Source organism: Pseudomonas sp. R2-7-07 (assembly GCF_003852355.1).
Taxonomy (GTDB): domain Bacteria; phylum Pseudomonadota; class Gammaproteobacteria; order Pseudomonadales; family Pseudomonadaceae; genus Aquipseudomonas.
This window is the reverse complement of the sequence record NZ_CP027759.1, coordinates 5,622,809-5,643,962: the sequence shown is the minus strand read 5'-3', so window position 1 is coordinate 5,643,962 and position 21,154 is coordinate 5,622,809. Positions and strand designations below refer to the sequence as shown.

Annotated in this window: 21 protein-coding genes and 1 pseudogene; 6 read left to right on the top strand and 16 right to left on the bottom strand. The window is 61.3% G+C overall.

The genetic code is table 11. The annotated features are described in order from the left end of the window. Positions 1-17 precede the first annotated feature (17 nt). Both tagQ and C4J86_RS26095 read left to right on the top strand, forming a co-directional pair. Positions 18-941, top strand: coding sequence for a type VI secretion system-associated lipoprotein TagQ (tagQ, locus tag C4J86_RS26100; RefSeq protein ID WP_124372290.1), 924 nt, complete (start codon positions 18-20; stop codon positions 939-941). Between the two features lie 124 nt (positions 942-1,065). Further along, the gene (locus C4J86_RS26095; protein WP_032803751.1) at positions 1,066-1,440 is read left to right on the top strand and encodes a hypothetical protein; all 375 of its coding nucleotides are present in this window, start codon (positions 1,066-1,068) and stop codon (positions 1,438-1,440) included. 268 nt (positions 1,441-1,708) lie between these two features. Here the strand turns inward: C4J86_RS26095 and C4J86_RS26090 are convergent, their stop codons facing one another. From C4J86_RS26090 to exbB, 7 genes are all read right to left on the bottom strand, one after another. After that, entirely contained in the window at positions 1,709-1,966 is a 258-nt protein-coding gene (locus C4J86_RS26090; RefSeq protein ID WP_124368831.1) for a DUF6124 family protein, read from the bottom strand. A gap of 494 nt (positions 1,967-2,460) precedes the next feature. Beyond that, complete coding sequence (locus C4J86_RS26080) at positions 2,461-3,861, bottom strand: aminoacyl-tRNA deacylase and HDOD domain-containing protein (protein ID WP_124368829.1); 1,401 nt, start codon at positions 3,859-3,861, stop codon at positions 2,461-2,463. Between the two features lie 77 nt (positions 3,862-3,938). Continuing rightward, positions 3,939-6,014, bottom strand: coding sequence for an ATP-dependent DNA helicase RecG (recG, locus tag C4J86_RS26075; RefSeq protein ID WP_124368828.1), 2,076 nt, complete (start codon positions 6,012-6,014; stop codon positions 3,939-3,941). An 8-nt stretch (positions 6,015-6,022) separates the two neighbouring features. Then, on the bottom strand, positions 6,023-6,943 hold the full coding sequence (locus C4J86_RS26070; protein ID WP_124368827.1) for a hydrogen peroxide-inducible genes activator: 921 nt from the start codon (positions 6,941-6,943) through the stop codon (positions 6,023-6,025). Positions 6,944-7,102: 159 nt separating this feature from the next. Then, a complete protein-coding gene (locus tag C4J86_RS26065) occupies positions 7,103-7,849 on the bottom strand; it encodes an energy transducer TonB (protein ID WP_124364984.1) in 747 nt (248 codons plus the stop codon). Then, complete coding sequence (gene exbD, locus C4J86_RS26060; RefSeq protein ID WP_003195519.1) at positions 7,846-8,271, bottom strand: TonB system transport protein ExbD; 426 nt, start codon at positions 8,269-8,271, stop codon at positions 7,846-7,848. The genes C4J86_RS26065 and exbD overlap by 4 nt, the downstream gene beginning before the upstream one ends. A 6-nt stretch (positions 8,272-8,277) precedes the next feature. Next, complete coding sequence (gene exbB, locus C4J86_RS26055; RefSeq protein ID WP_124372289.1) at positions 8,278-9,246, bottom strand: tonB-system energizer ExbB; 969 nt, start codon at positions 9,244-9,246, stop codon at positions 8,278-8,280. 189 nt (positions 9,247-9,435) lie between these two features. On the opposite strand from exbB, the gene C4J86_RS26050 reads away from it, so the two are divergent. Further along, a complete protein-coding gene (locus C4J86_RS26050) occupies positions 9,436-10,287 on the top strand; it encodes an SDR family oxidoreductase (protein WP_124372288.1) in 852 nt (283 codons plus the stop codon). A 123-nt stretch (positions 10,288-10,410) separates the two neighbouring features. Here C4J86_RS26050 and C4J86_RS26045 read toward each other — a convergent pair whose 3' ends face one another. The 6 genes from C4J86_RS26045 to C4J86_RS26020 form a co-directional block, all read right to left on the bottom strand. Next, positions 10,411-11,154, bottom strand: coding sequence for a hypothetical protein (locus C4J86_RS26045; RefSeq protein ID WP_124372287.1), 744 nt, complete (start codon positions 11,152-11,154; stop codon positions 10,411-10,413). 56 nt (positions 11,155-11,210) lie between these two features. Continuing rightward, positions 11,211-11,591, bottom strand: a complete 381-nt coding sequence (locus tag C4J86_RS26040) for a RidA family protein (RefSeq protein WP_003176922.1) — start codon at positions 11,589-11,591, stop codon at positions 11,211-11,213. Positions 11,592-11,630: 39 nt separating this feature from the next. Continuing rightward, positions 11,631-13,736, bottom strand: coding sequence for a bifunctional GTP diphosphokinase/guanosine-3',5'-bis pyrophosphate 3'-pyrophosphohydrolase (spoT, locus tag C4J86_RS26035; RefSeq protein ID WP_124364979.1), 2,106 nt, complete (start codon positions 13,734-13,736; stop codon positions 11,631-11,633). Between the two features lie 60 nt (positions 13,737-13,796). Then, the gene (gene rpoZ, locus C4J86_RS26030; protein ID WP_003176920.1) at positions 13,797-14,060 is read right to left on the bottom strand and encodes a DNA-directed RNA polymerase subunit omega; all 264 of its coding nucleotides are present in this window, start codon (positions 14,058-14,060) and stop codon (positions 13,797-13,799) included. 167 nt (positions 14,061-14,227) lie between these two features. Further along, positions 14,228-14,848: a guanylate kinase gene (gmk, locus tag C4J86_RS26025; protein WP_003213284.1), complete on the bottom strand. Its 621-nt coding sequence runs from the start codon at positions 14,846-14,848 to the stop codon at positions 14,228-14,230. A 10-nt stretch (positions 14,849-14,858) separates the two neighbouring features. Then, complete coding sequence (locus C4J86_RS26020; RefSeq protein ID WP_124372286.1) at positions 14,859-15,722, bottom strand: YicC/YloC family endoribonuclease; 864 nt, start codon at positions 15,720-15,722, stop codon at positions 14,859-14,861. Positions 15,723-15,906: 184 nt separating this feature from the next. On the opposite strand from C4J86_RS26020, the gene rph reads away from it, so the two are divergent. Next, positions 15,907-16,629, top strand: coding sequence for a ribonuclease PH (gene rph, locus C4J86_RS26015; protein WP_124368821.1), 723 nt, complete (start codon positions 15,907-15,909; stop codon positions 16,627-16,629). Positions 16,630-16,651: 22 nt separating this feature from the next. Beyond that, positions 16,652-17,023, top strand: coding sequence for a DUF4870 domain-containing protein (locus tag C4J86_RS26010; protein WP_124364976.1), 372 nt, complete (start codon positions 16,652-16,654; stop codon positions 17,021-17,023). A 58-nt stretch (positions 17,024-17,081) separates the two neighbouring features. On the opposite strand, the gene C4J86_RS26005 is transcribed toward C4J86_RS26010, so the two are convergent. Further along, entirely contained in the window at positions 17,082-17,861 is a 780-nt protein-coding gene (locus C4J86_RS26005) for an exodeoxyribonuclease III (protein WP_003195493.1), read from the bottom strand. Between the two features lie 82 nt (positions 17,862-17,943). On the opposite strand from C4J86_RS26005, the gene pyrE reads away from it, so the two are divergent. After that, positions 17,944-18,588, top strand: coding sequence for an orotate phosphoribosyltransferase (pyrE, locus tag C4J86_RS26000; protein ID WP_003195489.1), 645 nt, complete (start codon positions 17,944-17,946; stop codon positions 18,586-18,588). A gap of 198 nt (positions 18,589-18,786) precedes the next feature. Here the strand turns inward: pyrE and argB are convergent, their stop codons facing one another. Together argB and C4J86_RS25990 are read right to left on the bottom strand one after the other, a co-directional pair. Further along, positions 18,787-19,692 carry an acetylglutamate kinase gene (argB, locus tag C4J86_RS25995; RefSeq protein WP_124372285.1) on the bottom strand — a complete coding sequence of 302 codons (906 nt, stop codon included), beginning with the start codon at positions 19,690-19,692 and terminating at the stop codon, positions 18,787-18,789. 19 nt (positions 19,693-19,711) lie between these two features. After that, positions 19,712-21,115, bottom strand: a pseudogene (locus C4J86_RS25990) (phosphomannomutase/phosphoglucomutase); the annotation flags it as partial. Between the last annotated feature and the right edge of the window lie 39 nt (positions 21,116-21,154).

Here is a 21,154-nt window from a genome sequence, read left to right as displayed (position 1 = left end):
TAATAGAGATCACACCTATGCTTTTTTCCCGTAAGACGGTTTCCAAGCGTCACCTGCTGCTGATTGCGGCCGGTTTCAGCACCGTGTTGACCGGTTGCGCAACGTCGCCTGCGTCCAAGGTCGCGTCGAGCACCAAGGTTGAGTACTACCCCAACTGCTACGAGCCGGTGCAGCACCTGCGTGCTACCGATTCGAACATGACCAAGTCGGTGGTGACCGGCGCAGCCATCGGCGCGGCCGGCGGTGCCTTGCTGGGCGCCCTGACCGGCGACAAGGAAAAGCGCGGCCGTAACGCCGCTATCGGCGCAGCGGGCGGCGCCCTGGCGGGTGGCGCGGCGGGTTACTACACCGAGCGTCAGAAGCAGATCAGCGATGACAACCAGCGCATCGCTTCCTACTCCACCGACTTCAACAAAAGCGCCTCGGACATCGACCGCAGCACCGCCTATGCCAAGGCGTCGCAACAGTGCTACCAGAGCGCATTCACCAAGCTGGTCGCAGACCGCAAGGCCAAGACCGTCAACGACACCGAGGGCCGCAAGCGCCTGGCGGAAATCGTTGCGGGCCTGAAGGAGTCCAATGACCTGATCGTTGCAGTCAACGGCAAAGCCAGCGAAGACCTCAGCAACTACACCCAGGCCTATGAGAAAGACCTGCAGCAGGTTGGCGTGCAGCGTAGCGACGTGGTGACCGTGGCCACCGCCGACACCACGCCTGTGGTCACTCCGGCCAAAGGCAAGAAAGCCGTGAAGCCGGCCAAGAAACCCGTGCTCCCGACCGTGCCGAAAGAAGCGGTGACCACCGAGAAGAGCATCCAGACCGTTCAGGCCAAGCAGGCTGAAAGCAAGCAGGTCGCCAGCTCCGGCAAGGCTCAGCTCGAAGGCAGCTGCCGCGATCCAAACCTGGCCGACTGGGCGCCGGTTCCTTGCCCTAACGTTTAAGTAACCTGTTGCTATAAGCGTTAAACGTCAACCGATCTCCCACTAAAGCGCGAGATCGGTGGCGTTCTATTTGCGAATCGTTACACTGCTGCGGCCACTCAATAATTACACCGAGGCCGTGTGCATGAAATTTCGTCTTCTCCTGTGGGTGCTGGGCCTGATGATGGGCAAAGCCAGCCGCACCAACCCCGCCTTCCAGCAGCAGCTAGGTGACAAAGACCTGGCCTTCCAGTTGCAGACCCTCGACGGCAAGGTTGCCCGCCACTTCATCGTCAAAGACCAGCGCATCACCAGCCGCTCGGGTGTACACCCTGAGCCGGCGTTTGCGATTGCCTTCAAAGACGCCGCCTACGGCTTCGCCACGATGCAGGCGAAGAACAAGCAACTGGCGTTCATGACGGGGATTCAGGACAAGTCGATCCAGATCAAGGGCAACCCGGCGCTGGTGATCTGGTTCCAGGGGTTGACCAAGTATTTGAAGCCGAAGAAAAAGAAGTAGGCATTCAGTTAAACCGAGGTGGATTCATCGGGGGCAAGCCCCCTCTCACATTCGACCGCATTCCAAGGCTGGAACCCGGTTAAGTGTGGGAGGGGGCTTGCCCCCGATAGCGGCCTGACAGTCGACAGATTCAGTGCTGGTTGAACTGCGATGCCAGCTCCCGCAACAGCACTTGCGCATCGAGTACTTTGCAGACTACTTCCTCAGCCTTTTCCCGGCGCACGGCCAGGCACACCAGGTTCGGGTATTCGGCGTACTGCCCGACATCTCATGGGTTTACTTGCCCCGAGACAGTGAGTACTCGATCAGCCAGCAACTGTGCCAGTTCGATTAACTGCGTAACGCCCAGCAGTTCCTCTCGTTTCGGCCCTTCAAGGTCAAAGGCCAGGTCGCAACTCAACGCATTGGCCGAGGCCAGTGTTTCGCTGAGGTTGACCAGTAGGTCTTGCGTGGGGATGCCGTCTTTCACGGTGAATAGCACGCTAGGTGCTGGATCGATTGGGGGATTTGGGGTGGGTTTGATCATGGTGAAACTCCGGAGATATTAAAGGAGCTGCCATTGATCGCCGCGACGCGATGGGGGTGGCAGCTGTACGCAGGTTCGCGGACCGACTCTCCAGAACATCGGCATACCCGAAGGTATCCCGCGCACAGCCGCCATAGCGCCGCACAGTAGACGACAAAAAAGCGCCAACTGAAAGGACACGATGACGCTTTTGCGTCTGAAGAAATACGGGCCGCGACGCCCGACCGCTGATTGTGCAACGGTGCACTGAGACTAGAGATTGAGTGTCCTAGCGGCAACCTCAACGCCTTGTAAGACGTTTCTGTTTCTAGCCGAACGGACAGTTGTTTGGCTTTGCGCCAGCCAAGCCGAAGAAAAAGAAGTAAGCGTTCAGTTAAACCGAGGTGGATTCATCGGGGGCAAGCCCCCCCCACATTCGACCGCATTCCACAGCTGGAACTCGGTTAAGTGTGGGAGGGGGCTTGCCCCCGATAGCGGTGTGACTGTCGACAGATTCAGTGCTGGCTGAACTGCGAGGCTAGTTCGCGCAACAACACTTCGGCATCCAGCACCTTGCCGACTACGTCTTCAGCCTTTTCCCGGCTCAAGCCCAGACGCTCAAGCAGTGCATCCGGGATGGTTTCATCCGGCCCGGAACCGATTCCTCGGCTGCGCAACAGGCGCACGGCCAGGCACACCAGGTTCGGGTATTCGGCGTACTGCCCGTCATAGCTCGGGTCATGCTGGAAGCGCAGGGCGGTGGACAGTTCGTCCGGCATGTCCCAGTAACGCATCAGCCAGGCGCCGATCTGCTCGCGGCTGATGCCCAGCAGGTGTTGTTCCACGTAGCTGTGGCACAGGTGCGGGTTGACCTCCAGGTGGCGGCAGATCAGCGAAAAGTGCGGCGGGAACACATGGGCCAGCAGCAGGTAACCAAAGTTGTGCAGCAACCCTGCCAGGTAGGTCAGGCCGGCTTCCGGGCGCTGGGCGCGGGGCATGGCGCGGGTCAGGCCTTCGATCACGGCGGCGGTGTAGATCGACTGGTGCCAGTACGGCGTGGACGGATGCGGGCGGTCCTTGGGCAGGCTCAGGGTTTTACCCAGGGCCAGGCCCAGCGCCAGGTTGATCACCAGATCGAAACCCAGCACGCGCACGATGGCGTCTTCCACCGAGCGGATCTTGCCCGGCGAAGCGTAGTAGGGCGACGCCGCCCAACTCACCACCTGGGCGGCCAGGGCTGGGTCGGTTTCCACCACGCCGGTGATGTCGTCGATGGTGGCGTTGGGGTCGACGCGCAGCTTGATGATCTTCTGCGCGGTGTCGGCCAGCGGCGGAATCTCGATGGTCGCTTCCAGGCGTTGCTGAATACGGCGGGCAGTGAATGCCTGCATCGCCTGGGTGATTTCCTCACGGTCATCATTGGGGCGGTCGAGGTTGGGGCGAATGTTGCTCAGGGGCTCGCCGAACTGAGCCGCACTGGCCTTGGTGAGCATGGTCTTGAAGTGCTCGCTGGCGATTTCCAGCAGCAACCCGGCTTCACCTGAATGCACCAATAGACTCGGCTCGTTGAGCAGGCTGCCTTCATACAGGCACGGCGAACTGGTGAGCGGCGGCAGGCCCGGCAGCAGGTTCAGCTCATGCTTGCCCAGCATGCGCTCGACGCGCTCCGGCGCCACGGCGGTGAGGCGCCGACCGGTGAGCTCGGTAAGGCGGTTGAGGTCAAGCAACTGGCTTTGGGGGAACAGCACCATGAGTGCGCCAACGGCATCTTCGAGCAGTACCGCCTGGACCTTTCGCGCAGGGTTCAGGCCCGTCTGTTCGGCGACTTCCGTGTAGGGGATGGCGAGCTTTGCGAGCAACGCCCGAATGACCGGCGGGGCGGTCAGTGGGGCGGTAGCGAGGGCAACTTCTGACATGGCCTGATCCAATTTTTTTCATTCATTGGAGTATAACCAGCTTGGTAGAGGTGTAGGTCGGATAAGTGAGCCGGCTGTCACACTTGGCCGTATTGCTGCCCGTGCCGCAGCCAGCGGTTGAGCAGCGGGCTGACATGCTCAGGCCAGCGTTCCAGCAGCGCCTGCGCTGCATCGCGCACTGCGGGCAACAGGTCGGCGTCGCGCATCAGGTCGGCGACCTTGAATTGCAGCAAACCGGTTTGGCGGGTACCGAGCATTTCTCCCGGGCCGCGCAGCTCGAGGTCTTTTTCAGCGATGACAAAGCCGTCGTTGGTTTCGCGCATGATGCCCAGCCGTTGGCGGCCGATCTGCGACAGCGGCGGGTGATACAGCAACACGCAATGGCTGGCGGCGCTGCCCCGCCCGACACGGCCGCGCAATTGGTGCAGTTGGGCCAGGCCCAGGCGTTCGGGGTTCTCGATGATCATCAGGCTGGCGTTGGGGACGTCCACGCCGACTTCGATCACCGTGGTGGCCACCAGCAATTGCAGGTTGCCGGCCTTGAACTCGGCCATCACCGCGGCTTTTTCGGCAGGTTTCATACGGCCGTGGATCAGCCCGACCTTGAGCTCGCCCAGGGCACTGGTGAGGTCTTCATAGGTGGTTTCGGCGGCCTGGCAGGTCAGCTCCTCGGACTCTTCGATCAGCGTACACACCCAGTACGCCTGCCGGCCTTCGGCGCAGGCGCCGCGCACGCGTTCGATCACTTCGACGCGGCGCGTGTCGGTGACCAGCACGGTGTTGACCGGCGTACGGCCGGGGGGCAGTTCGTCGAGGATCGAGGTGTCGAGGTCGGCGTAGGCACTCATCGCCAGGGTGCGTGGGATGGGCGTGGCGGTCATGATCAGCTGGTGCGGGTTCATGCGCCCACCCACGCCTTTCTGGCGCAGGGCCAGGCGCTGTTGCACGCCGAAGCGGTGCTGTTCGTCGATGATCACCAGCGCCAGGTTCTTGAACTGCACTTCATCCTGGAACAGCGCATGGGTGCCCACCACCATCGGTGCGCCGCCGGCAATCTGCTCCAGCGCCGCTGCGCGCGTCTTGCCCTTGAGCTTGCCGGCCAGCCACGCGACTTCCAGCCCCAGCGGCTCGAGCCAGCGTTTGAAGGTGATGAAGTGTTGCTCAGCGAGAATTTCCGTGGGCGCCATCAACGCGACCTGGTAACCGGCTTCCAGGGCCTGCAGGGCGGCGAGGGCGGCGACCACGGTCTTGCCCGCGCCCACATCGCCCTGGATCAGGCGCAGCATCGGTTCCTGCTGGCTGAGGTCGTAGGCGATTTCGTTGCCGACGCGTTGCTGCGCGCCGGTCGGTGCGAAGCCCAGGTTGGCCAGGTATTGCGCGGGCAGGCGCGTGGCTTTGGGCATCGCCGGTGCGCGCAGCGAGCGCATGCTTTCGCGCAGGCGCTGCTGGGACAGTTGATGGGTCAGCAGTTCTTCGAAGGCCAGGCGATGCTGCGCCCAGTGATGGCCGAGGGCGAGTTCGTCGACATCGGCGTCGGCCGGTGGGTGATGCAGGTAGCGAATCGCATCCGCCAGAGGCGCCAGTTGATAATCGCGGGCCAGCTCCAGCGGCAACCAGTCGGGCAGGCTTTGCGGGCCGAGCATCGTCAGGGTTTGCATGCACAACTGGCGCAGGCGTTGCTGGGTGAGGCCTTCGGTCAGTGGGTAGATTGGCGTGAGGGTGGTGTCCACCGGCGGCGGTTCATCGCCGGTAATGGCGCGGTACTCCGGGTGGTAGATCTCCAGGCCCGAGGCCCCCGGACGCGCTTCGCCGTAGCAACGCACGCGGGTGCCGCGCTTGAGGCCTTCTTTCTGCGCATTGCTGAAATGGTAGAAGCGCAGACTCAGGCCACCGGTGCCGTCCTGCAGGCGCACCACCAGGCTGCGGCGCTTGCCCATCACCACGTCGGCGCCGCTGACGGTGCCTTCGATCACCGCGTCCTGGCCGGGACGCAAGTGGCCGATGGGCACGACGCGGGTGCGATCCTGATAGCGCAGCGGCAGGTGGAACAGCACGTCCTGAAGGTTTTCCAGGCCGACCTTGGCGAGTTTCTCGGCCATGGCCTCACCGACACCCTTGAGTGCCGTCACCGGCACCTGCGACAGCTCAGTCATACCGTTACTCAGCTCGCAGCAGACGGTTTGGCCACCGAGCACAGGCGGATCGAGTCGGCGAGGATCTCGATGGCTTTTGGCCGTGGAAAGCTGGCGCGCCAGGCGATTGCCACGGTACGGAAGGGCACCGGCGGCGTAAGTGGGCGCACTTCGATTACGCCGGGGGCGTAGTGATGGCTGTCTACCGCCGACAACGGCAGGATCGAAATACCCAGGCCGGACGCGACCATGTGGCGAATAGTCTCCAGGGAGCTGGATTCCACCGTGGTGTGCTTGGCGCCGTCGTTGCCTTTGGTCAGGGTCGGGCAGGCTTCCAGCACTTGGTCGCGGAAGCAGTGGCCTTCGCCGAGCAGCAGCAGGCTCTTGTCATTGAGCAGGCCGGCGTCGATGGTTTCCTTCTGGGTCCACGGGTGCGAGGCGGGCATCAGTACGTAGAACGGCTCGTCGTAGAGCGGCAGGGTCAGCACGTCCGCCTCGTTGAACGGCAAGGCGATGATGATCGCGTCCAGCTCGCCGTTGCGCAGTTTGTCGCGCAGCACGTGGGTGAAGTTTTCTTCGATATACAGCGGCATCTGCGGCGCGACGCGGTGCAGTTGCGGGATCAGATGGGGAAACAGGTACGGGCCGACGGTGTAGATGGCGCCGACCTTGAGCGGTGCGGTCAGCTGGTTCTTGCCGGCCTGGGCCAGCTCGCGAATGCTTTGCGCTTGTTCCAGCACCTTCTGGGCCTGGGCAACGATGCCTTCGCCCACCGGGGTGAGGCGCACGGCGCTCTTGCTGCGCTCGAAAATCAGCACACCGAGTTCGTCTTCGAGCTTTTTCACGCCCACCGACAGCGTCGGCTGGCTGACGTGGCAACGCTCGGCCGCGTGGCCGAAGTGCTGTTCTTGGGCGAGGGTCACGATGTAGCGTAATTCTGTAAGAGTCATAGCGGGCGTCCATGAGGTTGCGGGCCAAGCATACCGGCTGCAATCGATAGACGCACGTTATCAGAACTTTGCTGGGGATTGAGCGAGGACTGTCGGTAATTTTGCTGATTCGCTGCCGCTGAATGTGGAAAGGAGCCAGCCCCCTTCCACATTGCCCTGCTAGCGGCGACGTTTATCGATGTTGTAAACGAACGGTGCGACGAGCTCCACACTGCCGTTTTTCAACAGGTCGGCCGGTGGTTTGGGCAGGGGCTGAGCCTTGCGGATCATCTCCAGCGTGGCGCGATCCAGGTCGGCGTTGCCGGAGCGGCCCTCCAGCTCGTAGGACAGCACATTGCCTTCGCCGTCGACCACGAAGCGCAAGCGGTTCATGCCTTCCTTGCCACGTTGCTGGGCGCCCGGCGGGTACTTCTTGTACTTCTGCAGGTGCGCCAGCAGGGTGCTTTGCCAGGAGGCCTGGGCGGCAAGCTGTTGCGCCGACGGGCCGGGAGCGGGCTGGGCGGATTTCTGCGCAGGCGCGTTGCTCGGCGGCGTGTCGCTCGGTGGCTCCTCGGAAGGTTTCTCCTTGGGCGGCTCGGGCTTTTTCTCCACCGGCTTGGGCGGTTGTGGCTTGGGTTTGGGCTTGACCGGCTTAGGCACCTGGATCGTCGGCTTGGGCGCCTCTGCCAACTTCGGCAGCGGCAGCTCTTCGACCGGTGGTGGCGGTGGCGCAACGACCTTGGGCGGTGCAGGCGGCGGCGGTGGCGCCGGCAGCGGCGCCAGGTCGATGACCATCGCGGCCGGAGGCAACGGGATCGCCTGGGGCGCGGACCATTTAAGCGCGATGATGATCGCGACGGCGTGCACGCCCAGCACGACTGCGAGGCTGCTGCCATAACGCGTCAGTTTGTGGCGCGTCGTGATCATTTCTTGGCTGCCGTCTCAAGTCCGACCAGGCCTACCTTGAGGTAGCCGGCTGCCCGCAAGGCGTCCATCACGCTCATCAGGTCGCCGTAATCCACGCCCTTGTCGGCCTGGAAGAAGATGGTCGTGTCTTTTTTGCCTTGGGTCTTGGCATCGAGCACCGGCCCCAGGGTTTCAGCCTTGACTTCTTCTTCGCCCAGGAACAGGCGCTGGTCGGCCTTCACGCTGAGAAAAATCGGCTTCTCCGGGCGTGGCGCCGGCTTGGCGCTGGACGCGGGAAGGTCAACCTTGATGTCCACGGTAGCCAATGGTGCCGCCACCATGAAGATGATCAGCAGCACCAGCATCACGTCGATAAACGGCGTGACGTTGATTTCGTGATTCTCGACGAGCTCGTCGTCGCCTTGATTCAAATGCAGGCCCATGGCCGATTACCCCACTTTCACCATGTGCGGTTGCGAGCTGCGCTCGTTAGGCAGGTGATCGAGGTCGCGGCTGACCAGCAGCAGGACTTCTGCCGACGCGTCCGATACCTGGGCCTTGTAGCCGGCGATCGAACGGGCGAAGACGTTGTAGATCACCACCGCTGGGATCGCGGCAACCAGGCCCAGGGCCGTAGCCAGCAAGGCTTCGGCGATGCCGGGAGCAACCACGGCGAGGTTGGTGGTCTGGGTTTTGGCGATGCCGATGAAGCTGTTCATGATGCCCCACACGGTACCGAACAGGCCGACGAAGGGGGCGGTGGAACCGATGGTCGCCAGCACGCCGGTGCCGCTGCTCATGTTGCGACCGCACGCGGCCACCAAGCGCTCCAGGCGGAAGCTGACGCGTTCCTTGATGCCTTCTTTTTCGCGAGTGTTGGCCGACAGGCGCATTTCTTCCAGGGCGTCATGCACTAGCAGGTTGGCCAGGGTGCCCTTCTTGGTGGCGGTTTCACTCGCTTCCTTGAGGGTGGCGGCCTTTTTCAAGTGGACGATTTCAGTGCGCAGACGACGCTTGGCGCCCAGCAGCTCGAAGCCTTTGGCGATCCAGATGGTCCAGGTAATGATGGAGGCGATAGCCAGGCCGATCATCACGGCTTTCACCACCACGTCGGCGTTCTGGTACATGCCCCACGGGGACAGGTCATGGGCCATGCCCAGGGTGTTGTCTTCTTCCAGCACTACCCCAGTGCCGTCGGCAGGAGCTGCAGCCTGGGCCGGGTCGGTTGGCGCGGCGGCAGGCGCAGCCGGGGTGGCGGTATTCTGCTCGGCAGCGGCTGGCGCGGCAGGTGCGGTGGCATCAGCGAAGGCGGCGGTCGGCGCCAGCAGTACGCTGAACAGCATCGCAGCAATCGCACGCCAGGCGCGGGATGGGCTGTGAGGCTTGGTTGGCGAAGCGGGGTTTGTATGACATGTCATGCTGGCCGGACCTGAGAGAAAATAATGGGTGATCGTCCTGCCAGACCCCTGTGGGTCGAGGACAAATGGGCGGTTATTATTGCAAGTAATTCTTGTTAACTAAAGTGGCACTGTTACTTTATTTCGCTTTTTACTGGCCGTTGATCCTCTCGCGCGGCTAATCTGCGCCTTTGAGAATGGAGTTTTATGATGTCTGCGCCTTCTGTTGTGATTGCCGGTTGCGGCGATGTGGGTAGTCGGCTGGCTAGCCAATTGCTGGCCGCAGGATGGGAGGTGCATGGCCTGCGCCGCGATATTTCGCGCCTTCCCGTCGGCGTGATCGGCATCGCCGGTGATCTGTTCGATAAAGCCTGTCCCGATACCTGGCCGATCGGCGGGGTGGATTACCTGGTGTACTGCGCTGCGGCCACCGACCACGATGAGGCTGGTTACCGCGCTGCCTACGTGCAGGGGTTGCAGCATGTGCTGGAGTGGCTGGGCGATTACGGCCAGACGCCCAGGCATTTGCTGTTTGTGTCCAGCAGCAGCGTATATGGGCAGCAGAATGGCGAGTGGGTCGACGAAACCTCTGAAACTCAGGCGAAGGGTTATTCCGGCCAAGTCATGCTCGAAGCCGAGCAAGTGGCACTCAATAGTGGCATCCCCGCGAGCGTCGTGCGGCTGACCGGCATTTATGGTCCAGGCCGCGAGTGGCTGCTGACACAGGTTCGGCAGGGTTATCGCGTAGCCGTCGACCCGCCTTTATATGGCAACCGGATTCACGCCGATGACGCTGCGGGCGTGTTGGCGTTTTTGTTGCGGCATGTGGAGCAGGGCGGTTCGCTGGACAAGGTGTATATCGGGGTCGACGATGCGCCGGCGCCATTGGCCGAGGTGGTGGGTTGGTTGCGCGAGTATCTGGGCGTGACGGAGTGGTCCGAGGACGCCAGTGTGCGGCGTGCGGGCAGCAAGCAGTGCAGCAATGCGCGCATCAAGGCGCTGGGCTGGAAGCCGACCTATCCGACTTATCGCGAAGGCTATGCCGCCATTTTGAAAGGTTGAACGACGGACAAAATGTGGGAGGGGGCTTGCCCCCGATAACGGTGTGTCAGCCAAAGAGAGGTTGACTGAAGAAACGCTATCGGGGGCAAGCCCCCTCCCACATTTGGATCTGTGTCGCAGCGGTTATTGTTTTTCAAGCAGCCATTGGCGCGGGCCCGGCGTGAACTGAGGCACTTCATCCGCCTGCGCGGTGTTGATCGCCTGGAAGATTTCCAGCTGCTTGCCTTTGCGCGCAAAGATCCACGGGTTGCCCACGCCATTCTCCTGCAGCCAAAGGCTGTCGTAGCCGCCGCTCATGGAGGCGCAATCCCCGGCCAGGCACAGCGAATACTGATCAGCGCCAGGCAGGCCGGCGACTTTGCCGTTGGCCTGGAACTGTACCGTGGCGCCATTACCGACACCGTCGGTGATCTTCCAGTCTCCGCCCAGGTACGCCGCATAAAGCGCCCGCTCGAAGTTGGCGCCCAGTGGCGCGCCCTCCGGAGCCGGGTCCTGGGAGCGCGTGAACAGTTGCTCAGGCTCGTTGTCGTTGGCCACCTGCAGCAGCTTTTTGCCTCTACGCTTGAGCTCGGTGGCAGAGCTGCCGTAGAAGTCCACGCTCCAGGCGCCGGGCTTTTGCGCCAGCAACTTGCCTTCCGCCACTTCAAAACCGTTGTAGTAGCGTGCCTGCAAGGCCTTGGTGTTGACCTCCCATTCGAGGTTCGGGCCAAAGGTCTGCAAGGCTTCACGCAAAGGGCCGCCCTTGGCTGCCGCATCGATGGCGGCCTGGTTGATCCAGGTACCGCTCACATCCAGATTGGCAGGGTTGCTGGCACAGCCGCCGAGCAGCAAGGCGAGCAACGAAGAGGCAATAAGCGCTTTGCGCATGACTAAATCCTTCTGAAACAAAGTCGGCGCAGCGGTTGAGGCTGCGCCGGGTGCTTTTACTCGATGACCAGAATCGCGTCCATTTCAACCTGCGCGCCCTTTGGCAGGGCAGCGACGCCGATGGCGGCGCGGGCTGGGTACGGCTGTTCGAAGTACTTGCCCATGATCTCGTTGACCTTGGCGAAGTGGCTCAGGTCGGTCAGGAAGATGTTCAGCTTGACGATGTCCTTGAACGAACCGCCAGCCGCTTCAGCCACGGACTTGAGGTTTTCGAAGACCTGTACGGTCTGTGCTTCAAAGCCTTCCACCAGTTCCATGGTCTTTGGGTCCAGCGGGATCTGGCCGGACATGTAGACGGTATTGCCCGCCTTGATCGCCTGGGAATAAGTACCGATGGCGGCCGGGGCTTTGTCACTGGTGATTACTGTCTTGGTCATGAATGACTCCTTGTAATAGGCGATGGCTTGTTTGAAGAACTACGCACGCATGCGGGTGATGCGAATCACCCCGGTCAAGGCACGCAGTTTCTTGATCACACGGGCCAGGTGCACGCGGTCGTGCACGCTGACCACCAGCTGGACCACGCTGATGCGCCCATCGCGTTCGTCCATGCTGATTTTCTCAATATTGCCGTCGGCCGCGTTGACGCTGCTGGCCAGCAGCGCGATCAAGCCACGCTGGTGCTCCAGCTCTACGCGCAGCTCGACATTGAATTCGCCGGTGACATCCTTGGCCCACGAAAGCTGGATGCATTTTTCCGGGTTGTGCCGGATTTCGCTGATATTGCGGCAGTTGTCCAGGTGCACCACCATGCCTTTGCCCGCCGACAGATGGCCGACAATCGGGTCGCCCGGGATCGGTGTGCAGCATTTGGCATAGCTGAGCACCAGGCCCTCGGTGCCGCGAATCGCCAGCGGGCCTTCGGGGCTCGGCAGCTGTTCGCCTTCGCCGAGCAGGCGGCGTGCAACCACGTAGGCCATGCGGTTGCCCAGGCCGATGTCTTCGAGCAGGTCCTCGATGGTTTCCTGGCGGTACTCGTGAAGCATCGCTTGCACGCGCTCCTGCGGGACCTTGTCCAAGGCGCTGTCAAAACCGTTGAGCACCTTGTTCAGCAGGCGTTCGCCCAGGCTGATCGATTCGGAACGCCGCTGCAGTTTCAAAGCGTGGCGGATATGCGTACGCGCCTTGCCGGTCACCACGAAGTTGAGCCAGGCTGGATTCGGCCGCGCGCCTGGGGCACTGACGATCTCCACCGTGGAGCCGCTTTGCAGCGGTTCGGACAGCGGCGCGAGACGACGATTGATCCGACAGGCGATGCAGCTGTTGCCCACGTCGGTGTGCACGGCGTAGGCAAAGTCGACCGCCGTGGAGCCTTTGGGCAGCTCCATGATCCGGCCTTTGGGCGTGAACACGTAGACCTCGTCCGGGAACAGGTCGATCTTCACGCTTTCGATGAATTCCAGGGAGTTGCCGGCACGTTGCTGCATCTCCAGCACGCCCTTGACCCACTGGCGGGCACGGGCATGGGTGCCTTTGGGCTGCTCATCGCCGCTGGATTTGTACAGCCAATGGGCAGCGATGCCGTTGTTGGCCATCTCTTCCATTTCGCGGGTGCGGATCTGGATCTCGATCGGCACGCCGTGCATACCGAACAGCGTGGTATGCAGCGACTGGTAGCCGTTGGCCTTGGGAATCGCGATGTAATCCTTGAAGCGCCCCGGCAACGGTTTGTACAAATTATGTACAGCGCCCAGTACGCGGTAGCAGGTGTCGACCTTGTCGACGATGATCCGGAACGCATACACGTCCATGATCTCGTTGAAGGCCCGACGCTTGCCGCGCATCTTCTTGTAGATGCCGTAGATGTGTTTCTGCCGTCCGCTGACTTCGCCTTCGATCTCGTCGATCGCCAGGCAATGGCTCAGGGACTCTTCGATCTTGTTGACGATTTCCTTGCGGTTGCCCCGGGCGCGCTTGACCGCCTGGTAGATGCGCGCCGAGCGCATCGGGTGCATGGCCTTGAAACCGAGGTCTTCGAACTCGATACGAATGGCATGCATGCCCAGCCGGTTGGCGATGGGCGCGTAGATTTCCAGGGTTTCCTTGGCGATTCGCCGGCGTTTTTCGCCGGAGAGCACTTCCAGCGTGCGCATGTTGTGCAGTCGGTCGGCCAGCTTGACCAGGATCACGCGGATATCGCGGGCCATGGCCATGGCCATCTTCTGGAAGTTTTCCGCCTGGGCTTCGGCCTTGGTCTCGAAGTTCATCTGGGTCAGTTTGCTGACCCCGTCGACCAGCTCGGCCACGGTTTCGCCAAATTGCGCGCTGAGCGCTTCCTTGGCGATGCCGGTGTCTTCGATCACGTCATGCAGCATCGCGGCCATCAGGCTCTGATGGTCCATGTGCATGTCGGCCAGGATATTTGCCACCGCAAGAGGATGGGTGACATACGCCTCGCCACTACGACGGCGTTGGCCGTCGTGAGCTTGCTCGGCGTAGAAATACGCTCGGCGGACCAGGTTGACCTGGTCGGGGCCGAGGTAGGCCGATAAGCGATCGGCGAGGGCGTCTATGCTCGGCAAAGTGTGAACTCCTGCCGAAGGCTGTGACCCCGCGCCGTGCTACGTCGACCAGGCATAGGCTTAGACGGCCTCGTTGGACTCGTCCTCGAACGCTGCGAACAGCGGTTCGTCTTCAACGATTTCAGCGTTGGCGATGAACTCATAGCTCATCAGGCCTTCTGCGATTTCACGCAGGGCTACAACGGTAGGCTTGTCGTTTTCCCACTGGACCAGGGGCTCTTTGCCGCCAGTGGCCAGTTGACGGGCACGCTTGGTAGAGAGCATGACCAGCTCAAAGCGGTTATCCACGTGTTCTAGGCAGTCTTCAACGGTTACGCGGGCCATGGTATTCCTCGGAGCGAATGCAAGATGCGCGCTGCCCGGTTGGGCGAGCGGACTGAGCAGTTTAAAAAATCACCAGCGTTTAGGGAAGCGCTGATTTTTCGCAGACCCTGGCAAAACCGCTGCAAGTGCCAATGTAAAGCCCTCGCAGCGGTTTTGGGAAGGGCCAATCAGCCGAGCAGTTCGGCGAGTAATTTGCCGAAACGCTGTTGTTGACGCTTTTGCTGCAGCTGGTTGGCGCGGAAAATCGCCTTTAAATCATCCAGCGCGTGGGCAAAATCGTCGTTGATGATCAGGTAGTCGTAGTCGACGTAGTGGCTCATTTCGCTGACGGCTTCACGCATGCGGCCTTCGATGATCTCGTCGCTGTCCTGGCCGCGGTTGGTCAGGCGCTGGTGCAGGGCTTCAAGCGAGGGCGGCAGGATGAAGATCGAACGCGCCTTGGGCATCAGCTGGCGCACTTGTTCGGCGCCCTGCCAGTCGATTTCCAGAATCAGGTCATGGCCTTCATCCAGCGTCTGCTGCAGATGGCTTTGCGAGGTGCCATAGAGGTTGCCGAATACTTCGGCGCGCTCCAGGAAGTCACCGTGCTCGATCATCTTGACGAACTCGGTACGCTCGACGAAGTGATAGTGCACGCCGTTCACTTCACCCGGGCGCATGGCGCGCGTGGTGTGGGAAACCGAGATGCGGATCTGCTCGTCAGCGTCGGTCAGGGCCTTGACCAAGCTGCTCTTGCCCGCGCCCGAAGGGGCGGAAATGATGTAAAGGGTGCCGGTGCTGTGGGTCATGGAGGGTGCCTTACTCAATATTCTGTACTTGTTCGCGCATTTGCTCAATCAACACTTTGAGGTTGACCGCAGCCGTGGTGCTGCGCGGATCGAACGCTTTGGAGCCCAGTGTATTGGCTTCGCGGTTGAGTTCCTGCATCAGGAAGTCCAGGCGCCGACCGGCGGCACCACCGGACTTGAGCACGCGGCGCACTTCGAGGATGTGGGTGCTCAGGCGATCGAGCTCTTCGGCGACGTCGCTCTTTTGTGCCAGCAGGACCATTTCCTGCTCCAGACGCACGGGGTCGAGGTCGGCCTTCATGTCGGCGAAGCGATCCAGGACCTTCTGGCGCTGGGTGGCGAGCATTTGCGGCACCAGCTCACGCAGGGTGACGACGTCTTCTTCGATTGAGCTCAAGCGCTCGCTGATCAACCGCGCCAGCTCGGCGCCTTCACGCTCGCGGCCGGCCTTGAGCTCCTTGAGGCCCAGGTTGAACAGGGCCAGGGCCTCGGCGTTGAGGGCTTGCGGGTCGGTGGCGTCGGCCACCAGCACGCCCGGCCAGGCCAGCACTTCCAGGGGGTTCAGCGCGGCCGGCTGTTTGATCAGGCTGGCGATGGTTTCAGCGGCGGCCACCAGTTGCGCGGCGCGGTCGCGGTCGACCTGCAAGGGTTTGCCGGTGGTTTCTTCGGTAAAGCGCAGGGTGCATTCCAGCTTGCCGCGGGAAATGCCCTGGCGCAGCGCTTCACGCACGGCGCCCTCGAGGTCGCGGAACGACTCCGGCAGGCGCAGATGCGGCTCCAGGTAGCGGCTGTTGACCGAGCGCAGTTCCCAGCTCAGGGTGCCTTGTACGCCGGCTTTTTCGACGCGGGCGAAGGCGGTCATGCTGTGCACCATGGAGGTACCTCGCGTTACAGTCCCGCAAACACGGGCTGATGGTTAAGAAGGCGCCGGATTGTAGCGCAGTGGGACGAGCGCGCCCAAACCCGACTATTCGTAACCGGATTTTAAGAAGTGCCCCGAATCGGTTGGCGGCTCTATAATGCTCGGCAGTTTTTCGTCCTCAGTACAGGTATTCCCTATGAAACGTCCAAGTGGTCGCGCTGCCGATCAGCTCCGCTCGATCCGCATCACCCGCAACTACACCAAACACGCCGAGGGATCCGTACTGGTCGAGTTTGGCGATACCAAGGTCATCTGCACCGTCAGCGTCGAGAACGGCGTGCCGCGCTTCCTCAAAGGCCAGGGCCAGGGTTGGTTGACCGCTGAATACGGCATGCTGCCGCGCGCCACCGGCGAACGTAACCAGCGTGAAGCCAGCCGTGGCAAGCAAGGCGGGCGTACCCTGGAAATCCAGCGCCTGATCGGCCGCTCCCTGCGCGCGGCCCTGGACATGACCAAGCTGGGCGACGTGACCCTGTACGTCGATTGCGACGTGATCCAGGCCGACGGCGGCACCCGCACCGCCTCGATCACCGGCGCCATGGTGGCCCTGGTTGACGCACTGAAAGTGATCAAGAAGCGTGGCGGCCTCAAAGGCGGCGACCCGCTCAAGCAAATGATCGCCGCCGTCTCGGTGGGCATGTACCAGGGCGAGCCGGTGTTGGATCTGGACTACCTGGAAGACTCGGCCGCCGAGACCGACCTGAACGTGGTCATGACCAGCACCGGTGGTTTCATCGAAGTGCAGGGCACCGCCGAAGGCGCGCCATTCCAGCCAGCTGAACTGAACGCCATGCTGGCCCTGGCGCAGAAAGGCATGAACGAAATTTTCGAACTGCAGAACGCCGCACTGGCTGACTGAGCCGGTCTCAAGGAGAAACGCCATGAATGACAACAGCCAAATGCCGGTGCCTGCGCCTTCCTATGAAGTGCGGCAGGGGGCAATGTTGTGCCATCTCGCGGCGTTTCTGGGATTCGTGTTCCCCTTCGGCAGCGTTGTGGGGCCACTGATCCTGTGGCAGATGAAGAAGGAGCAGGATGCGTTTATTGATGATCAGGGCAAGGAAGCCCTGAATTTCCAGATCACCGTCGCCATCGCCTGGATCGCTTGCATCGTGCTGGCCTTCGCAGTGATTGGTTTCTTCCTGATGATTGCCCTGGCGATTGCCACGGTGGTGCTGACCATCATCGGCAGTATCAAGGCCAACAAGGGGATCGCCTATCGCTATCCTCTGACCTGGCGTCTGGTCAAATAATAGCCATCCACAAAAAAACCGACATCGCTGTCGGTTTTTTTGTGCCTGGAAAAAGACCTCAGATGGTCAAGGTCCAGTCGTAGTCCACGATCAGTGGCGCGTGCTGCGAGAAGCGCGGCTGGCGCGGCAAGCGGGCACTGCGTACGAACCGGCGCAGACCCGGGGTCAGCAGCTGGTAGTCGAAACGCCAACCCAGGTTGAGCATTTCAGCCTGTTCGTTATCCGGCCACCAGCTGTACTGGTCGCCTTCGCGGCTGACTTCGCGCAGGGCGTCGACATAGCCCATGTTGCCGACAATCTCGTCCATCCAGGCCCGTTCCGGCGCCAGGAAGCCAGGGGATTGCTGGCTGTCGCGCCAGTTCTTGATATCCAGCTTCTGTTGCGCCACGTACAGCGAGCCACAATAAATGTACTCGCGACGTTTGCGTCGCTGTTTATCCAGATAACGGGCGAAGTCGTCCATTAGCTTGAATTTCTGGTTCAAGTCTTCATCGCCGTTCTGCCCCGAAGGAAGCAGCAAGGTCGCGATGCTGACCTTGTCGAAATCGGCTTGCAGGTAGCGCCCGTAGCGGTCGGCTGTCTCGAAGCCGAGGCCGCTGATGACCGCCTTGGGTTGCAACCGCGAGTACAAAGCCACGCCACCTTGGGTGGGTACTTCGGCATCGCAGGCATAAAGGAAGTAGCCATCCAGTTGGAAGGCTGGGTCGTCCAGTTCAAAGGCGGAGGCGCGGGTGTCCTGCAGGCAGATGACGTCGGCATTCTGTGCTTGCAGCCAACTGAGCAAACCACGCTCGACTGCAGCCTGAATACCATTAACGTTCACACTGATGATCCGCATAAATGGCCCCAAAAATCGCGTGCGTGTATGATACACGCCGTCTACCTAATTAGCTAAATCCGTGGTATCTGAGGCTTTTTTCATGCAGGCGTATCAACGCGATTTCATTCGTTTTGCCATCGATCGCGGGGTTTTGCGCTTCGGTGAGTTCACCCTCAAATCCGGGCGCACCAGTCCGTATTTCTTCAATGCTGGCCTGTTCAACTCGGGTTCGGCCCTGGCTCAACTGGGGCGTTTCTACGCGGCGGCCATTGTTGAAAGCGGTATTTCCTTCGACGTACTGTTTGGCCCGGCCTACAAGGGCATTCCCCTGGCTGCGGCTACTGCGGTGGCGCTGGCGGAACATCATGGGCAGGACCTGCCGTGGTGCTTCAACCGCAAGGAAGCCAAGGCCCACGGCGAAGGCGGCAGCCTGGTGGGTGCGCCGCTGACCGGCGATGTATTGATCATCGATGACGTGATTACGGCCGGTACGGCTATCCGTGAAGTGATGCAGATCATCGCTTCCCAGGACGGCGCCAAGGCGGCGGGTGTGCTGATCGCACTGAACCGCCAGGAGCGTGGCAACGGCGAGTTGTCGGCGATCCAGGAAGTGGAGCGTGATTTCGGCATTCCGGTGGTGAGCATTGTGTCGTTGAACCAGGTGTTGCAGTTCCTGGAAGATGATCCGCAGCTTAAGCAGCACTTGCCGGCGGTGCGGGCGTATCGCGAGCAGTTTGGCGTCTGACACAGATCTTCATGCAGGTGAGGGCTCATGTGGGAGGGGGCTTGCTCCCGATGGCGGTGTATCAGTTGATTAATTCAGCACTGACCCACCGCTATCGGGGGCAAGCCCCCTCCCACATTTGATCTTCGATGTTTTCAAGATCTATGCAAAAAAGCCCCGCTCAATCAGATTGAGCGGGGCCTTTTTGTTTTCTGAAACCTAAGAACGTTTGCGATTGCTGATCAATGTACCCACACCGGTATCGGTGAAGATTTCCAGCAGGATCGCATTTGGCACCCGGCCGTCGAGGATCAGCGAGCTGCCGACGCCGCCCTGTACAGCTTCCAGCGCGCAGCGGATTTTCGGCAGCATGCCGCCATAGATGGTGCCATCGGCGATCAGTTCGTCGACTTGTTGCGTAGTCAGGCCGGTCAACACCTTGCCTTGCTTGTCCATCAGGCCGGCGATGTTGGTCAGCAGCATCAGCTTTTCAGCTTTCAGTGCCTCTGCCACCTTGCCCGCTACCAGGTCGGCGTTGATGTTATAGGACTCGCCGTTGACGCCCACGCCGATGGGCGCGATCACCGGGATGAAGTCACCCTTGACCAGCAGGTTGAGCAGATCGGTGTTGATGCCGATCACTTCGCCCACCTGGCCGATGTCGATGATTTCCGGCTGGGTCATCTCCGGGGTCTGACGGGTCACGGTCAGTTTTTTCGCGCGGATCAGTTCCGCATCCTTGCCGGTCAGGCCGATGGCGCTGCCGCCGTGGCGGTTGATTAGGTTGACGATGTCTTTGTTGACCTGGCCACCGAGCACCATCTCCACCACGTCCATGGTCTGCGCGTCAGTGACGCGCATGCCATCGATGAAGTGACTCTCGATCGACAAGCGCTTGAGCAGGTCGCCGATTTGCGGTCCACCACCGTGGACGACAACCGGGTTGATCCCCACGGCTTTCATCATCACGATGTCGCGGGCAAAGCCGGTTTTCAGCTCGTCGCTTTCCATGGCATTGCCGCCGTACTTGATCACCAGCGTCTTGCCGACGTAGCGTCGAATGTAAGGCAACGCTTCGGACAGGACCTTGGCGGTGTTGGCAGCGGCTTCGCGTTCGAGGGTCATTCAGGGCTCCGGTAAAAAATCAGAACGGTAATTGGAGATCAGGGGCAACACGTTTCAACTGGACGTGGAAGACGTCCTTGATGCGCTGCAACTCAGCCTCGGTATCCGCCTCGAAGCGCAGCACCAGCACCGGCGTGGTGTTGGACGCGCGAACCAGGCCCCAGCCTTTGGCGTAATCGACTCGCACACCATCAATGGTGGTCAGGTTGGCGCCTTCACCCCATTGCGCATCGTGCAGTGCGTCAATGATGCTGAATTTGCTCTCCTCGGTCACATGGATATTGATCTCTGGCGTAGAAATATCGTTGGGGAAAGTCTGAAACAGCTCTTGCGCCGTGGATTTTTCCTTGCTGAGGATCTCCAGCAGGCGCGCAGCGCTGTAAATGCCGTCGTCGAAACCGAACCAGCGCTCCTTGAAGAACACGTGACCGCTCATTTCGCCGGCCAGCAAGGCGCCGGTTTCCTTCATTTTCTTTTTGATCAACGAATGTCCGGTCTTCCACATCAGCGGACGACCGCCGTATTCCTTGATCAGCGGCGTGAGGCGGCGGGTGCACTTAACGTCGAAGATGATTTCGGCGTTGGCATTGCGCGCCACCACGTCACGGGCAAACAGCATCAACAGGCGGTCCGGGTACACGATCTCGCCGGTTTCGGTCACCACCCCTACACGGTCGCCGTCGCCGTCGAAGGCCAGGCCCACGTCGGCGCCCACTTCCTTGACCTTGGCGATCAGGTCCACCAGGTTTTCAGGCTTGCCTGGGTCCGGGTGATGGTTGGGGAAGTTGCCGTCGACGTCGCAGAACAGCGGGATCACTTCACAGTTCAGGGCTTCGAGCAATTGCGGTGCGATCACGCCAGCCGCGCCGTTGCCGCAGTCCACCACCACTTTCAGGCGGCGGTCGAGCTTGACGTCGCGGGTGATTTCGTCAGAGTAGCGCTGCAGGATATCGACCTTGGTAATACTGCCGGTGCCGCTGGTCAGATCGTTGGTTTTCAGGCGCGTGTGCAGGGCCTGGATCTGTTCGTTGGCGAGGGTATCGCCGGCGATCACGATCTTGAAACCGTTGTAGTCCGACGGGTTGTGGCTGCCGGTAAGCATGACGCCGGATTTACCGGCCAGCACGTTGGCGGCGTAGTACAACGCAGGCGTGGGCACCAGCCCGACGTCGCTGACATGGCAACCGCTGTCTGCCAAGCCCTGGATCAGTTGCTCCACCAGCTCCGGGCCGGACAGGCGGCCGTCACGGCCCACCGAAACATTTGGCTCGCCCTGGGCCAGGCTCTGCGCACCGATGGCGCGGCCGATCCAGTAGGCGGTTTCGGCGGTCAGGGTTTTGGGCACCACGCCACGAATGTCGTAGGCACGAAAGATGCTGTCGGGAAAAGTCGGGGCTACACGGGCTGCGGTACTCATCGCGGGAAGAACTCCATCTGAAAGGGGGCAAGGCTGGCCTGGTGT

Excerpts from the sequence above, each read along its gene's own strand:
- tagQ (WP_124372290.1), top strand. The coding sequence starts at position 18 with ATGCTTTTTTCCCGTAAGACGGTTTCCAAGCGTCACCTGCTGCTGATT.
- C4J86_RS26095 (WP_032803751.1), top strand. The coding sequence starts at position 1,066 with ATGAAATTTCGTCTTCTCCTGTGGGTGCTGGGCCTGATGATGGGCAAA.
- C4J86_RS26090 (WP_124368831.1), bottom strand. The coding sequence starts at position 1,966 with ATGATCAAACCCACCCCAAATCCCCCAATCGATCCAGCACCTAGCGTG.
- C4J86_RS26080 (WP_124368829.1), bottom strand. The coding sequence starts at position 3,861 with ATGTCAGAAGTTGCCCTCGCTACCGCCCCACTGACCGCCCCGCCGGTC.
- recG (WP_124368828.1), bottom strand. The coding sequence starts at position 6,014 with ATGACTGAGCTGTCGCAGGTGCCGGTGACGGCACTCAAGGGTGTCGGT.
- C4J86_RS26070 (WP_124368827.1), bottom strand. The coding sequence starts at position 6,943 with ATGACTCTTACAGAATTACGCTACATCGTGACCCTCGCCCAAGAACAG.
- C4J86_RS26065 (WP_124364984.1), bottom strand. The coding sequence starts at position 7,849 with ATGATCACGACGCGCCACAAACTGACGCGTTATGGCAGCAGCCTCGCA.
- exbD (WP_003195519.1), bottom strand. The coding sequence starts at position 8,271 with ATGGGCCTGCATTTGAATCAAGGCGACGACGAGCTCGTCGAGAATCAC.
- exbB (WP_124372289.1), bottom strand. The coding sequence starts at position 9,246 with ATGACATGTCATACAAACCCCGCTTCGCCAACCAAGCCTCACAGCCCA.
- C4J86_RS26050 (WP_124372288.1), top strand. The coding sequence starts at position 9,436 with ATGTCTGCGCCTTCTGTTGTGATTGCCGGTTGCGGCGATGTGGGTAGT.
- C4J86_RS26045 (WP_124372287.1), bottom strand. The coding sequence starts at position 11,154 with ATGCGCAAAGCGCTTATTGCCTCTTCGTTGCTCGCCTTGCTGCTCGGC.
- C4J86_RS26040 (WP_003176922.1), bottom strand. The coding sequence starts at position 11,591 with ATGACCAAGACAGTAATCACCAGTGACAAAGCCCCGGCCGCCATCGGT.
- rpoZ (WP_003176920.1), bottom strand. The coding sequence starts at position 14,060 with ATGGCCCGCGTAACCGTTGAAGACTGCCTAGAACACGTGGATAACCGC.
- gmk (WP_003213284.1), bottom strand. The coding sequence starts at position 14,848 with ATGACCCACAGCACCGGCACCCTTTACATCATTTCCGCCCCTTCGGGC.
- C4J86_RS26020 (WP_124372286.1), bottom strand. The coding sequence starts at position 15,722 with ATGGTGCACAGCATGACCGCCTTCGCCCGCGTCGAAAAAGCCGGCGTA.
- rph (WP_124368821.1), top strand. The coding sequence starts at position 15,907 with ATGAAACGTCCAAGTGGTCGCGCTGCCGATCAGCTCCGCTCGATCCGC.
- C4J86_RS26010 (WP_124364976.1), top strand. The coding sequence starts at position 16,652 with ATGAATGACAACAGCCAAATGCCGGTGCCTGCGCCTTCCTATGAAGTG.
- C4J86_RS26005 (WP_003195493.1), bottom strand. The coding sequence starts at position 17,861 with ATGCGGATCATCAGTGTGAACGTTAATGGTATTCAGGCTGCAGTCGAG.
- pyrE (WP_003195489.1), top strand. The coding sequence starts at position 17,944 with ATGCAGGCGTATCAACGCGATTTCATTCGTTTTGCCATCGATCGCGGG.
- argB (WP_124372285.1), bottom strand. The coding sequence starts at position 19,692 with ATGACCCTCGAACGCGAAGCCGCTGCCAACACCGCCAAGGTCCTGTCC.